The organism is Nocardioides faecalis (genome assembly GCF_018388425.1).
Lineage (GTDB): Bacteria > Actinomycetota > Actinomycetes > Propionibacteriales > Nocardioidaceae > Nocardioides > Nocardioides faecalis.
On sequence record NZ_CP074406.1, the window covers coordinates 1 to 13,658 of the forward strand.

The 13,658-nt window shown below is 70.0% G+C and carries 11 protein-coding genes and 2 tRNA genes; 11 read left to right on the forward strand and 2 right to left on the reverse strand.

Annotated features, from left to right (window positions below; genetic code table 11):
• Positions 1-362 precede the first annotated feature (362 nt).
• The 3 genes from dnaA (at position 363) to gnd (ending at position 4,599) form a co-directional block, all read left to right on the forward strand.
• Positions 363-1,865, forward strand: coding sequence for a chromosomal replication initiator protein DnaA (gene dnaA, locus KG111_RS00005; protein WP_240195658.1), 1,503 nt, complete (start codon positions 363-365; stop codon positions 1,863-1,865).
• Positions 1,866-2,427: 562 nt separating this feature from the next.
• Positions 2,428-3,567 carry a DNA polymerase III subunit beta gene (gene dnaN / locus KG111_RS00010; RefSeq protein ID WP_205291235.1) on the forward strand — a complete coding sequence of 380 codons (1,140 nt, stop codon included), beginning with the start codon at positions 2,428-2,430 and terminating at the stop codon, positions 3,565-3,567.
• A 123-nt stretch (positions 3,568-3,690) separates the two neighbouring features.
• Positions 3,691-4,599 carry a phosphogluconate dehydrogenase (NAD(+)-dependent, decarboxylating) gene (gnd, locus tag KG111_RS00015; protein ID WP_205291234.1) on the forward strand — a complete coding sequence of 303 codons (909 nt, stop codon included), beginning with the start codon at positions 3,691-3,693 and terminating at the stop codon, positions 4,597-4,599.
• A 45-nt stretch (positions 4,600-4,644) separates the two neighbouring features.
• Here gnd and KG111_RS00020 read toward each other — a convergent pair whose 3' ends face one another.
• Together KG111_RS00020 and KG111_RS00025 are read right to left on the reverse strand one after the other, a co-directional pair.
• Positions 4,645-5,076 carry a DUF2752 domain-containing protein gene (locus KG111_RS00020; protein WP_205291233.1) on the reverse strand — a complete coding sequence of 144 codons (432 nt, stop codon included), beginning with the start codon at positions 5,074-5,076 and terminating at the stop codon, positions 4,645-4,647.
• A 23-nt stretch (positions 5,077-5,099) separates the two neighbouring features.
• Positions 5,100-5,633 carry an NINE protein gene (locus KG111_RS00025; protein ID WP_205291232.1) on the reverse strand — a complete coding sequence of 178 codons (534 nt, stop codon included), beginning with the start codon at positions 5,631-5,633 and terminating at the stop codon, positions 5,100-5,102.
• 78 nt (positions 5,634-5,711) lie between these two features.
• Between KG111_RS00025 and recF the strand changes: the two genes are divergently transcribed.
• From recF to KG111_RS00065, 8 genes are all read left to right on the forward strand, one after another.
• On the forward strand, positions 5,712-6,863 hold the full coding sequence (gene recF / locus KG111_RS00030; protein ID WP_205291231.1) for a DNA replication/repair protein RecF: 1,152 nt from the start codon (positions 5,712-5,714) through the stop codon (positions 6,861-6,863).
• Complete coding sequence (locus tag KG111_RS00035; RefSeq protein WP_249666220.1) at positions 6,856-7,479, forward strand: DciA family protein; 624 nt, start codon at positions 6,856-6,858, stop codon at positions 7,477-7,479. The genes recF and KG111_RS00035 overlap by 8 nt, the downstream gene beginning before the upstream one ends.
• Positions 7,480-7,796: 317 nt before the next feature.
• Entirely contained in the window at positions 7,797-9,920 is a 2,124-nt protein-coding gene (gene gyrB / locus KG111_RS00040) for a DNA topoisomerase (ATP-hydrolyzing) subunit B (RefSeq protein ID WP_205291360.1), read from the forward strand.
• A gap of 126 nt (positions 9,921-10,046) precedes the next feature.
• On the forward strand, positions 10,047-12,668 hold the full coding sequence (gyrA, locus tag KG111_RS00045; RefSeq protein ID WP_240195655.1) for a DNA gyrase subunit A: 2,622 nt from the start codon (positions 10,047-10,049) through the stop codon (positions 12,666-12,668).
• A complete protein-coding gene (locus KG111_RS00050; RefSeq protein ID WP_205291229.1) occupies positions 12,668-13,186 on the forward strand; it encodes a DUF3566 domain-containing protein in 519 nt (172 codons plus the stop codon). The genes gyrA and KG111_RS00050 overlap by 1 nt, the downstream gene beginning before the upstream one ends.
• A gap of 111 nt (positions 13,187-13,297) precedes the next feature.
• Positions 13,298-13,374, forward strand: a tRNA-Ile gene (locus KG111_RS00055).
• Between the two features lie 56 nt (positions 13,375-13,430).
• Positions 13,431-13,556: a DLW-39 family protein gene (locus KG111_RS00060; protein ID WP_213450015.1), complete on the forward strand. Its 126-nt coding sequence runs from the start codon at positions 13,431-13,433 to the stop codon at positions 13,554-13,556.
• Positions 13,557-13,568: 12 nt separating this feature from the next.
• Positions 13,569-13,644: transfer RNA gene (locus tag KG111_RS00065), tRNA-Ala, on the forward strand.
• Positions 13,645-13,658 lie beyond the last annotated feature (14 nt).

Genomic DNA, 13,658 nt, shown 5'->3' on the forward strand with positions numbered 1-13,658 from the left:
CGTTCGGCTGACCCGGGATTCCCCGCCGGCTCCGCAGGCTCCGGCCGGACCATGTTCCCGCAACCGGGCAGGTTGTCACCAGAACCCGCCTGACCTGCGAGGACACCGGTCCGAGCGGTGCGGCGGTCCGGCCTCGGCCGTGGACCACGAACCGGTGGTCCCCATGTTCACAACCTGTGGACAAACCTGTGGACGTGAGTCCGCGGCAGCACCGAGCGCTCGCGACCGCGAGGCGCGACCGAGAACAGTGAAAGGCGTGTGGCGTGACCGGCAACCCCGATCAGCCCGATCAGACCGATCCCCGACCGCAGGCCCAGGCCGACACCACAGGCCAGGCCCCGGACACCGACGCCGCTACGTCGCTGCTCGCCCGGGAGTGGTCCGCCGTCGTCGCCGACCTGCAGGTGCACCAGCGCGCATGGCTGCAGGCGAGCCGGCCGGTCACCATGCACGGCACCACCGCCATCGTCGCGGTCCCCGACGACTTCACCCGCAAGCGCCTCGAGGGCCGGCTGCGCGGACAGCTGGAGGACGCGCTCACCGAGCGGTTCGGCCAAGAGGTCCAGCTCGCGGTCACCGTCGACACGACCCTGCGCCACGACGAGCCGTTCGAGGGAGGCTCCTACAACCAGGACGCCTACGACGGCGGCGAGGCCGGGTCGAGCACTGATCGACACAGCGACATGTCGACAAATCGACACGTCGACTCATCGACGTACGACGCCCCGGTCGCGCCGAAGGGCGTCCCGACCGGCTACGACGCCGCGTTCACGCCGCCCGACCTCGACGCCGCGAACGCAGCCGGGCCGTCGGCGACCAACACCGGCGAGACGCGGCTGAACCCCAAGTACACCTTCGAGACCTTCGTGATCGGCTCCTCGAACCGGTTCCCGCACGCGGCCGCGGTCGCGGTGAGCGAGGCGCCCGGCAAGAGCTACAACCCGCTGCTGATCTACGGAGAGTCCGGGCTGGGCAAGACCCACCTGCTGCACGCGATCGGTCACTACGTGCGCACGATCTACTCCGGCTCCAAGGTGCGCTACGTCTCCAGCGAGGAGTTCACCAACGAGTTCATCAACGCGATCCGCGACGACCGCCAGGACCGGTTCAAGCGGAAGTACCGCGAGGTGGACGTCCTGCTGATCGACGACATCCAGTTCCTGGCGGGCAAGACCCAGACCCAGGAGGAGTTCTTCCACACCTTCAACACGCTGCACAACGCGAACAAGCAGATCGTGCTGACCTCCGACCGGCCGCCGAAGCTGCTCGAGGCGCTGGAGGACCGGTTGCGCAACCGGTTCGAGTGGGGCCTGATCACCGACGTGCAGGCACCCGACCTCGAGACGCGGATCGCGATCCTGCGCAAGAAGGCGGCGATGGACCGGCTGACCGCGCCCTCGGACGTGCTGGAGTTCATCGCCAGCAAGATCCAGACGAACATCCGCGAGCTCGAGGGCGCACTGATCCGGGTGACCGCGTTCGCCAACCTCAACCGCCAGGACGTCGACATGACGCTGGCCGAGATCGTGCTGAAGGACCTGATCCCCGACGGCGGCGAGCCGGAGATCACCGCTCCGCTGATCATCGCGCAGACGGCGGCGTACTTCGGGCTCTCCATCGAGGAGCTCACCGGGCCCAGCCGCGGCCGGCACCTGGTGATGGCGCGTCAGATCGCGATGTACCTGTGCCGCGAGCTGACCGGGCTGTCGCTGCCGAAGATCGGCGCCCAGTTCGGCAACCGCGACCACACCACCGTCATGTACGCCGAGCGCAAGATCAACCAGCTCCTCGGTGAGCGGCGAGCGGTCTTCAACCAGGTCTCCGAGCTGACCAACCGGGTCAAGATGCAGGCGCGTCAGGGGTGAGCGCCGCGCCGCCGGGGGGTGCTCTGGTGTTGTTCCTTCCGGGTCCGGTCGCTGTGCGGCCGGGCCCGGACGCCTTTTTCTTGTGCTTCCACCGGCCCGTGCACAGCTGTGGAAAACCATGGGCAATTAGTGCGAACTACACGGGGAGGATTCCGTGGACCCACCGGTACGGGCATCCCCAACCGGCTTCGCGTCCACAGGGCGCCGTAGTTCGCACGGACTTAGTCCACAGGCGTTGTCCACTGAAAAAGCGGGGCTGACCTGCACGATCACTAGTTGTCCACAGTTTCCACCGAACCTATTGCTACTCCGGAATGACAATTGGATCGATCCTCCGTCGAACTCCTCCGGGCCCTCGACCTGTGGACGAACCCCCCTGATCCGGTCCCGCGGATGCGGTGCTCGTCGCATCCGCGGCAGCGTGTGTGTGCCGGTTGCCGGTGCGGGCCGATCGAATGACATGGCAGGATGCACTCCCACACGGGCGCAGGCTCTGGACTTGTCATTCGGCGGTCCGGGTCGAGGTGGTCGAGCCCGCACCCATCGAAGTGAGAGGTACGACGTGAAGTTCCGTGTCGACCGTGACGTCCTGGCCGACGCCGTTGCCTGGGCTGCCCGCAGCCTGCCGGTGCGTCCCAGCGCGCCCGTCCTCGCCGGCCTGCTGATCGAGGCGAGCGACGAGGGCCTGGTGCTGTCGACGTTCGACTACGAGACCTCCGCACGGGCCACGCTGGCCGCCGACGTCAGCGACGAGGGCAAGGCCCTGGTCAGCGGCCGGCTGCTCGCCGACATCTGCCGCAGCCTGCCGAACAAGCCCGTCGACCTCGCCCTCGACGGCTCCCGGGTGTCGCTGACCTGCGGCTCGTCGCGGTTCTCCCTGCAGACGCTGCCCGTCGACGACTACCCGACGATCCCGGAGATGCCGGCCGCGACGGGCACCGTCTCCAGCGCCGCCTTCGCCCACGCCGTCGCCCAGGCGGTCACCGCCGCCGGCCGCGACGACATGCTCCCGGTGCTCACCGGCGTGCGGGTCGAGATCGAGGGCGACACCATCGCGTTGCTCGCCACCGACCGGTTCCGGCTCTCCCAGCGCGAGCTGACCTGGAACCCGGGCACCCCGGACGCCTCCGTCGCCGCGCTGGTGCCGGCGAAGGTGCTCGGCGACACGGCGAAGTCGTTGGCCTCCGGCGAGGAGATCACCATCGCGCTGTCCGCCTCGGGCACCGGCGACGGCATCATCGGCTTCGAGGGCACCGGCCCCGGCGGCGTACGACGCACCACCACCCGGCTGCTCGACGGCGAGTTCCCGAAGGTCCGCAGCCTCTTCCCGACCGAGAAGGTCACCGTCGCGCGCATCGACCGCGCCGAGCTGATCGACTCGATCAAGCGCGTCTCGCTGGTCGCCGACCGCAACACCGCCGTCCAGCTCGCCTTCGGCGACGGCCAGCTCACGCTCGACGCCGGCTCCGGCGACGACGCGCAGGCCACCGAGTCGGTGCCCGCCGACATCGACGGCGAGGAGCTGGTCACCGGCTTCAACCCGGCGTTCCTGCTCGACGGGCTCGGCGCCATCGACGAGCCGGTCGTCGAGCTCGCCTTCACCCAGGCCTCCAAGCCCGTGGTGATCAGCGGCACCGGGGACGACGCCGGTGACGGCGGCTCGTTCCGCTACCTGCTGATGCCGCGCCGCCTGCTCTCCTGACCCGCGCCCGACCCCACCCGCGCCGAGGCGCGGGCGTGGCGAGGCTTCCGCTCGTCACCGGCTGCCCACTAGCGTCGACCTCGACTCGCCGTAGGACAGGGCCCACGAGGAACGGGAGCGCGCATGCACATCGGACTGGTCGGACTCGGCAAGATGGGTGGCAACATGCGCACCCGGCTGCGCAACGCCGGGCACACGGTGGTCGGCTACGACCGCAACCCCGACCTCAGTGACGCCGAGAGCCTGGCCGCGATGGTCGAGGCGCTGCCCTCGCCCAAGGTGGTGTGGGTGATGGTGCCCTCGGGCGAGCCGACCCGGGCCACGATCGCCGACCTGCGCGAGCTGCTCGGCGAGGGCGACCTGGTCGTCGACGGCGGCAACTCCAAGTACACCGACGACGCCGAGAACGCCGCGTCGCTGGCGGAGAAGGGCATCGGCTTCGTCGACTGCGGCGTCTCCGGCGGGGTGTGGGGCCTGGAGAACGGCTACGCGCTCATGTACGGCGGCTCGGTGGAGGACGTCGCCAAGGTCCAGCCCGCCTTCGACGCGCTCAAGCCGGACGAGGGCGGCATCGTGCACGCCGGCACCTCCCCGGGCGCGGGGCACTTCGCCAAGATGGTCCACAACGGCATCGAGTACGCGATGATGCAGGCCTACGCCGAGGGCTGGGAGCTGCTCGAGAAGGTCGACCTCGTCGACAACGTGCCCGAGATCTTCGAATCCTGGCGCCACGGCACCGTGATCCGCTCCTGGCTGCTGGACCTGCTCACCGAGGCGATCGAGGCGGACACCCACCTGGACCAGGTCCGCGGCTACGCCGAGGACTCCGGTGAGGGACGGTGGACGGTGCAGGCGGCGATCGACAACGCCGTACCGGTGCACGTCATCGCCGCCTCGCTGTTCGCCCGGTTCACCTCGCGCCAGGACGACAGCCCGGCGATGAAGGCGATCGCGGCGATGCGCAACCAGTTCGGTGGCCACGCCGTGCACACCGAGCCGCCCCCGGGCGGCGAGGCCAACCCGGATCTCTGAACCCGGATCGTCTGAGGCTGGTCGTCCGGATCGGAGCGGTTCAGCTCAGAGCGCGAGCACCGCGCGGACGAGCGAGAAGGACAGCCAGGCCGCGACGAGACCGATCGCGACCGGGTGGCGCACCAGCCGGTCCAACGACGGCGGCCGGGTGCGGCGCAGCCGCGCGCGCAGCACCAGCACCGCCAGGGTGAGCACCGTGGCCGCAGCGACGGCTCCGAAGGGGTGGGCGAGGAACGAGTCCTGCCACCAGCCGTGGGTGAGGTAGACCCATGAGCGGGTCATGCCGCAGCCCGGGCACGGCAGCCCGGTGAGACGGCGGAACGGGCACAGGACCGGCCCGTCCTCGATGGAGTACGGCGAGAGCAGCGCCCCGACGCCCAGCCCGAGCACCCCGAGCACGGCGACCGCCTCCGCGCTCCCCAGACGGGGGCGGATGGGAGGCAGGTCGCCGGCGGGGCGGCGGAGCAGGGTGCTCATCGTCGTACCGGGGGAGGCGGTGCTCAGCGCAGCGGCCGGCCCTGGGCGTCGGGAAGCTTGCGCATCGCGATCAGGATCAGGTCGATGATCGACCACACGCCGCAGCCGCCGCAGGTCAGCAGCTTGGCGATGCCCAGGCCGGTCTGGCCCAGGTAGAACCGGTCGATGCCGAACCCGCCGAGGAACAGCGAGATCAGCAGCGTGGTCAGCCACTCCTTGTCGGAGTACAGCCCGGGGACGTCGCGCGCGGAGAAGTACTGCTGGCTGTCGGCGGTGCGCACCGCGGTGTCGGGCTTGATCTGGCCGGAGATCGCCTGCTGGGCGAGGCTGGCGTAGTCGATCGGGCCGTACTCCTGGCCCAGCACGTTGATGTAGAACGGGCCGGCGGCGGCGTTGCCGTAGGAGCCGGCGTAGGGCTGGGAGGGGTCGTAGTGCTGGCCGCCGTAGGGCTGGCCGGGCTGGCCGCCGTAGGGCTGGCCGGAGGGCTGGTTGGAGGAGCCGGACTGACCGTAGGGGTCCGGCTGGTCGCCGTAGGGCGGGTTGGGTGGTTGCGTCATGGGACGCAGCCTAGGCTTGGCGGCGCGCGTCGAAACATCGTGCGTACGTCGTGCGAGACATCGTGGAGGAGGTTGCCCATGCATGTCGCGCACCTCCAGCTGCACGACTTCCGCAGCTATCCGGCCGTCGACGTCGCCCTGGAGCCCGGTGTCAACGTGTTCGTGGGCAGCAACGGCCAGGGCAAGACGAACCTCGTCGAGGCGATCGACTACCTCTCCCGGCTCTCCTCGCACCGCGTCGCCACCGACGCCCCGCTGATCCGCGCCGGCGCGAACCAGGCGGTCGTGCGGGCCGCCGTGGTGCGCGAGGGCAGGACAGCGACGCTGGAGGTCGAGCTCAACCCCGGCCGCGCCAACCGGGCCCGGGTCAACCGCTCGCCGCTGCCGCGGGTGCGCGACCTGGCCGGCATCGTGCGCACGGTCGTGTTCAGCCCCGAGGACCTCGCCCTGGTCAAGGGCGACCCCGGTCAGCGCCGGCGCTTCCTCGACGACCTCCTCGTGCTCCGCACCCCGCGGATGGCCGGGGTCATCGCCGACTACGAGCGTGCGCTGAAGCAGCGCAACTCCCTGCTCAAGACGATGTACGCCGCCCGCGGCTCCGCACGCGAGGCCGCCCTGGCCACGTTGTCGGTGTGGGACGAGGCCCTGGTGCGCGCGGGCACCGAGCTGCTCCGCGCCCGGCAGGCGCTGGCCGCCGACCTGGCGCCGTACCTGGGCAAGGCGTACGAGTCGGTGGCCCGCGGCGCCTCCCGCGACGACGCCCGACTGGAGTACGCCGCGAACGTGCTGCCCCAAGCCGATCCCGACGACCCCGACGCCGACCCGCTGGTGACCGGCTTCCGGGCCGAGCTGGCCCGGCGGCAGTCGGACGAGATCGGCCGCGGAGTGACGCTGGTCGGCCCGCACCGTGACGACCTGGTGCTCACCCTCGGTCCCGGCGACGAGGCCCGGCTGCCGGTGCGCGGTTACGCCAGCCACGGAGAGTCGTGGTCGTTCGCGCTGGCCCTGCGCCTGGCCAGCTACGACCTGCTGCGCGCCGACGGCGACGACCCGATCCTGATCCTCGACGACGTCTTCGCCGAGCTCGACCGCGACCGCCGCACCCAGCTCGCCGAGCTGGTCGCCGGTGCCGAGCAGGTGCTGGTCACCGCCGCGGTCGCCGCCGACGTGCCCGAGCAGCTGCGGGGCGCCACGTTCATCGTCGAGGCGGGGGAGGTGCGCCGTGCCTGATCCTGACGCCGGGCCCGACCCCGTGCCCGGCCCCGACGCACCCGACCCGACCGGGCGCGGGGAGTCGGCCGAAGCGGCCGATCTCGACCACCGACCCGACGGGCTCGACCTGGCCCGGGCCCAGACCTCGAGCGCCGCGGGCGCCGCGACGACGCCGGCGAAGCGACCGCGCTCGCGCTCGGGCGACCCGCGCCGAGCCTTCCTCGGCTTCCGCGGACGGCGCGGCGAGCCGCAGCTGAGCAGCGCGCACCCCGACGGGCGCGACCCGCAAGGGCTCTCCGGCGAGGTCGCCCGGCTCATCGGGGAGCGCGGCTGGGGCTTGGACCTGCAGGTGCGCGGCGTCTTCGGCCGCTGGAGCGAGATCGTGGGCGCCGAGATCGGCGCGCACTCCACCCCGGAGTCGCTCACCGACGGCGTGCTCGTCGTACGCACCGACTCCACGGCGTGGGCCACGCAGCTGAAGCTGCTGGCGAGCACGATCGTCAAGCGGCTGAACACCGAGCTCGGCGACGGCACGGTGACCGTGGTGGAGGTGCTCGGACCGCTGGCGCCGAGCTGGAAGCACGGCCGGCGCGGGGTGCGCGACGCCCGTGGACCGCGCGACACCTACGGGTGAGGAGCCACCTCGGTCCGGTCCGGGAGCGCTGCGCGCCGATCTGACGCCCTGAGCGCCCGCCGGCCCGTACCGGGGTCCGTCCGAGACCCGCTCGGCGCTGCAAACCGGCGTTCTGGGGTCCTCAGGGTGGATTTTCCACAGACGCACCCCGTCCCGCGGGGCGACACGCGTGCTCTGAGGCCCTCAGCAGGATAGAATGGGACTCTGGCCGAGATCGCGTCTCCTGCACGCTCGCCTCGGCCTTCGTCATGCCTCGGGCATGACGACCGAGAGGTCGACACTCAGAGAGGTCTTGCGTGTCCAACGACGACCAGTCCATGCCCGGCGAGGGCTCGGTGCCCCAGGCCGGTGCCCCCGGTGGCGAGACGCCCAAGCTCACCACCGAGGTGGCGTACGACGCCTCCGCGATCCAGGTGCTCGAGGGCCTCGAGGCGGTCCGCAAGCGACCCGGCATGTACATCGGCTCCACCGGTGAGCGCGGCCTGCACCACCTGATCTGGGAGATCGTGGACAACGCGGTCGACGAGTCGCTCGCCGGCCACTGCGACACGATCCTGATCACCTTCAACGCCGACGGCTCGGTCAGCGTCGAGGACAACGGTCGTGGCATCCCGACCGACACCGCTCCCGGCCAGGAGATCCCGGCCGCCACGCTCGCGCTGACCGTGCTGCACGCCGGCGGCAAGTTCGGCGGCGGCGGCTACAAGGTCTCCGGTGGTCTGCACGGCGTCGGCTCGTCGGTGGTGAACGCGCTGTCGACCCACCTGCACATGGAGATCAAGAACCGCGGGCACCTGTGGGAGCAGGAGTTCACCAAGGGCGTCCCGGACTACGACCTGCGTGAGGTCCGGACCCTGGAGGACGGCGAGCGCACCGGCACCACCATCACCTGGTGGGCCTCGCCGGAGATCTTCGAGACCACCGAGTACAACCTGGAGACGGTCTCCGCCCGCTTCCGGGAGATGGCCTTCCTCAACAAGGGCCTCAAGATCATCCTGCGCGACGCCCGGCCCAAGGCCGAGCAGGTGCTGGAGGCTGTCGAGGACGGCACCTCCGAGCTCAGCCCGACCACCCAGGCGGCGTTCAACTCCGGCGAGATCCACGCCGTCGAGGGCCACGACCACAAGGTGCTCGAGCAGGTCTTCCAATTCGAGCGCGGCCTGGCCGACTACGTCGACTTCCTCAACCTGCGCAAGCAGCCGATCTCCCCGATCATCGACTTCGAGGCCGAGACCGGCCCCGATGCGCCCAACTCGATGAGCCTCGAGGTCGCCATGCAGTGGCAGGCCACGTCGTACAACGAGTCGGTCCACACCTTCGCCAACAACATCAACACCCCCGAGGGCGGCACGCACGAGGAGGGGTTCCGGGCGGCGCTGACCTCGCTGGTCAACCGTTGGGGCGAGGAGTGGGGCCTGATCAAGAAGAAGGAGGACCGGCTCACCGGGGACGACATCCGCGAGGGCCTGACCGCCATCATCAGCCTCAAGATCTCCGAGCCGCAGTTCGAGGGCCAGACCAAGGCCAAGCTCGGCAACACCGAGGCCAAGGGCTTCGTGCAGTCGGTGGTCAACGACCAGCTCGGTGCCTGGCTCGAGCAGAACCCCTCCGACGGCAAGGAGATCATCCGCAAGGCCCAGGCGGCGGCGACCGCCCGCCTCGCGGCCCGCAAGGCGCGCGACCTGGCCCGCAACCGCAAGGGCCTGCTCGGCGGCGGTGGCCTGCCCGGCAAGCTGCGCGACTGCAGCTCGCGCAGCCCCGAGGAGTGCGAGGTCTTCATCGTCGAGGGTGACTCCGCCGGCGGCTCGGCCGTCATGGGCCGGGACAACCGGATCCAGGCGATCCTCCCGATCCGCGGCAAGATCCTCAACGTCGAGAAGGCGCGCATCGACAAGGTCCTGGCCAACCAGGAGGTGCAGGCGATCGTCTCGGCGCTCGGCACCGGGGTGCAGGACGAGTTCGACGCCGACAAGCTGCGCTACCACAAGATCGTGCTGATGGCCGACGCCGACGTCGACGGCCACCACATCAACACACTGCTGCTGACGCTGCTCTTCCGGTTCATGCGCCCGCTGATCGAGGCCGGCTACGTCTACCTCGCCCAGCCGCCGCTGTACCGGATCAAGTGGAACAAGCCGCACGCGCACGAGTACGTCTACTCCGACGCCGAGCGCGACGCGGTCATCCGCGACGGCATCGAGCAGGGCAAGAAGCTGCCCAAGGACGCCTCGATCCAGCGGTACAAGGGTCTCGGCGAGATGAACGCCGACGAGCTGTGGGACACCACGCTCGACCCCGACCAGCGGGTGCTGCTCCAGGTCACGCTGGAGGACGCCGCCCAGGCCGACGAGATCTTCTCGGTGCTGATGGGGGAGGACGTCGAGCAGCGTCGCTCCTTCATCCAGCGCAACGCCAAGGACGTCCGATTCCTCGATATCTAGGTCTCTAAAAGAACCCCTAGATTTCGTTAGACCAGATCAGAGAGAGCAATCGTGAGCGAGACCCCCATCGAGGAATTCCCGGGCTACGGCGGTCGCCGGATCCGTCCCGTCGACCTGCAGGAGTCGATGAAGCGCTCCTACATCGACTACGCGATGGCAGTCATCGTCGGCCGCGCGCTGCCGGACGTCCGCGACGGCCTCAAGCCGGTGCACCGTCGCGTCCTCTACGCGATGTACGACGGCGGCTACCGCCCCGAGCGCGGATTCAACAAGTGCGCCCGCGTCGTCGGCGACGTGATGGGTAACTACCACCCGCACGGCGACTCGGCGATCTACGACACCCTGGTGCGCCTAGCCCAGCCGTGGGTGATGCGCAACCCGCTGGTCAACGGGCAGGGCAACTTCGGCTCGCCGGGCAACGACCCCGCCGCCGCCATGCGGTACACCGAGTGCCGGATGGCGCCGCTGGCCATGGAGATGGTCCGGGACATCGACGAGGACACCGTCGACATGACCCCGAACTACGACGGCAAGACCGAGGAGCCGACGATCCTGCCGGCGCGGTTCCCGAACCTGCTGGTCAACGGCTCCGCCGGCATCGCGGTCGGGATGGCGACCAACATCCCGCCGCACAACCTGCGCGAGGTCGCCGACGGGGCGATCTGGGCGCTCGAGCACCCCGACGCCTCGCGTGAGGAGCTGCAGGACGCGCTCCTCGAGCGGATCAAGGGCCCCGACTTCCCCAACGGCGCCCTGATCGTGGGCCGCGAGGGGATCGAGCAGGCCTACCGCACCGGTCGCGGCTCGATCACCCAGCGCGCGATCATCGAGGTCGACGAGGAGAAGTCCGGGCGCACCGTCCTGGTCATCACCGACCTGCCCTACATGGTCAACCCGGACAACCTGCTGGTGAAGATCGCCGAGCTGGCCGACGCCGGCCGGGTGCAGGGCATCGCCGACGTGCGCAACGAGACGTCCTCGCGCGTGGGCCAGCGGATCATCATCGTGCTCAAGCGCGACGCGGTGGCCCGGGTGGTGCTCAACAACCTGCTCAAGCACACCGAGCTGCAGACCAACTTCTCCGCCAACATGCTCGCCCTGGTCGACGGCGTGCCCCGGACGCTGACCCTCGACCAGTTCATCTCGAACTGGGTCGAGCACCAGGTCGACGTCATCCGGCGTCGTACCGAGTTCCGGCTGGCGAAGGCCGAGGCCGACGCCCACATCTGGCGCGGCCTGGTCAAGGCGCTCGACATGCTCGACGACGTGATCGCGCTGATCCGGCGCAGCCCCGAGGTCGAGGACGCCCGCCGCGGCCTCATCGAGCTGCTCGACATCGACGAGCTGCAGGCCAACGCGATCCTCGACATGCAGCTGCGCCGCCTGGCGGCCCTGGAGCGGCAGAAGATCATCGACCGGCTCGCCGAGCTCGAGCTGGTCATCGCCGACCTCAAGGACATCCTCGCCAACATCACCCGGCAGCGGCAGATCGTCATCGACGAGCTCGGCGAGATCGTCGCGAAGTACGGCGACGACCGTCGTACCCAGATCATCGCGGCGGCCGGCGACATGTCGATGGAGGACCTGATCCCGGACGAGGACCAGGTCGTCTCCATCACCCGCGGCGGCTACGCCAAGCGCACCCGCGCGGACCAGTACCGCACGCAGAAGCGCGGCGGGAAGGGTGTGCGGGGCGCCTCGCTGCGCGGCGACGACGTGGTGGACCACTTCATCTCCACCACCAGCCACCACTGGCTGCTGTTCTTCACCACCGCCGGGCGCGTCTACCGGACCAAGGTCTACAACCTGCCCGAGGCCTCGCGCGACGCGAAGGGCGGCCACGTCGCCGGCCTGCTGTCGTTCCAGCCGGACGAGTCGATCGCGCAGGTGCTGGCGATCCGCGACTACGATCAGGCGCCGTACCTGGTGCTGGCCACCAAGAAGGGCCTGGTCAAGAAGACCCGGCTCGGGGACTACAACTCCCCGCGCCAGGCCGGCGTCATCGCGATCAACTTCCGCGACGACGACGACGAGCTGATCGGCGCGGAGCTGGTCAACAGCGAGGACCACATCCTGCTGGTCTCCCGCAAGGGCCAGGCGATCCGCTTCCCCGCCGACGACGACCAGCTGCGCCCCATGGGCCGGGCGACGTCGGGCGTGACGGGCATGAAGTTCAAGATCGCCGACGACGCGGTGCTCTCGATGGCCGTGATCCGTGCCGCCGAGACCGCGGCGGAGGACAGCGACGACAACGTCCAGTACGTCTTCACCATCACCGACGGCGGCTTCGCCAAGCGCACCCGGATCTCGGAGTACAAGTTCCAGAACCGCGGCGGCACCGGCATCAAGGCGATGGCGCTGGCCAACGAGGAGCGCGGCTCGCTCGTCGGTGCGTTCATCGTGGTCGACGGCGACGAGATCCTCTCCATCACCCAGTCCGGCCAGGTCGTGCGCAGCCCGATCAACGACGACTTCCGCCCGACCGGGCGCTCCACGCAGGGCGTGAAGTTCGTCAGCCCGAAGAAGGGCGACGCCGTCGCGGTCGTGGCCCGCTCCGTGGAGGCCAAGGACGAGGAGGACGAGGCCACCGAGAACGTGGCGGAGAACGTCACGGAGAACGTCACGGAGAACGCTGTGGCGGACGCCGGCGAATCGTCGGAGTCGCCGGTTCAGGACTCGGGTGCGACAATCGGTGACACCGACCAGGCCGGACAGGCTGACGGCGATCCGGGGGAGACTGAGGGCTGATGACCGAGAGCATCGACGACACCGCGACCCGTCCGGCAGTGACGGGCGGCCGCGGCGCCGATGCGCCGTCGCGTCCCTCCGGCCCGGCAGCGCAGCCCGCGCCGTCGGCCAAGCCCTCCGGCCCGGCCCCGGCTCCCCGGGGCCGGGGACCGCGCCGGGCCCGGCTGCGGCTGACCCGGGTCGACCCGTGGACGGTGATGAAGACGTCGTTCCTGCTGTCGATCGCCTTCGCCGTCGTGACCGTGGTGTCGGTGGCGATGGTGTGGCAGGTGCTCGGCGCCGCCGGCGTGTGGGAGTCGATCAACTCCACGATCCAGGAGAGCATCGGCGGCGAGGACGTCGCCGGCTTCCGGATCGAGGACTACGTCGGCACCAGCCGCGTCCTCGGTTTCACCATGCTCGTCGCGGCCATCGACGTCGTACTGATCACCGCGGCGGCGACCCTGATGGCGTTCCTCTACAACATGTCCGCGGCGCTGCTCGGCGGCGTCGAGGTCACCCTGGCTGAGGACAACTGAGCCTGCTCCCAGCAGCGGCCGACCCCGTTTTGTCGGCGCTGGCTGGGGTCGGGTAGTGTTCCACCTCGGTTCGCTGCGGAGGGGCTTCCACCCAGATGCAGCGTTCCACCCGGGCCTATAGCTCAGACGGTTAGAGCACCACACTGATAATGTGGGGGTCAGAGGTTCAAGTCCTCTTAGGCCCACCAAGAGCCCCGGCCGCAGACACTGCGGACCGGGGCTTCTTCGAAGGAGGAGGCGGAACGTGAAGAAGGTCCTCATCGCGGCCCTGGCCGCCGTCGGCGCCATCGTCGTCCGCAAGAAGCTGCAGCAGTCCAAGGCCGAGAAGGACCTCTGGGCCCAGGCCACCGACACGCTGCCGAAGGCCTGATCCTCCCCATCCGGGGCCTTGGCGCAATTGGTAGCGCACCTGCTTTGCAAGCAGGGGGTTAGGGGTTCGAGTCCCCTAGGCTCCACCATGGGAAACCGCAGG

Excerpts from the sequence above, each read along its gene's own strand:
- gnd (WP_205291234.1), top strand. The coding sequence starts at position 3,691 with ATGCACATCGGACTGGTCGGACTCGGCAAGATGGGTGGCAACATGCGC.
- KG111_RS00020 (WP_205291233.1), bottom strand. The coding sequence starts at position 5,076 with ATGAGCACCCTGCTCCGCCGCCCCGCCGGCGACCTGCCTCCCATCCGC.
- KG111_RS00025 (WP_205291232.1), bottom strand. The coding sequence starts at position 5,633 with ATGACGCAACCACCCAACCCGCCCTACGGCGACCAGCCGGACCCCTAC.
- recF (WP_205291231.1), top strand. The coding sequence starts at position 5,712 with ATGCATGTCGCGCACCTCCAGCTGCACGACTTCCGCAGCTATCCGGCC.
- gyrB (WP_205291360.1), top strand. The coding sequence starts at position 7,797 with ATGCCCGGCGAGGGCTCGGTGCCCCAGGCCGGTGCCCCCGGTGGCGAG.
- gyrA (WP_240195655.1), top strand. The coding sequence starts at position 10,047 with ATGAAGCGCTCCTACATCGACTACGCGATGGCAGTCATCGTCGGCCGC.
- KG111_RS00050 (WP_205291229.1), top strand. The coding sequence starts at position 12,668 with ATGACCGAGAGCATCGACGACACCGCGACCCGTCCGGCAGTGACGGGC.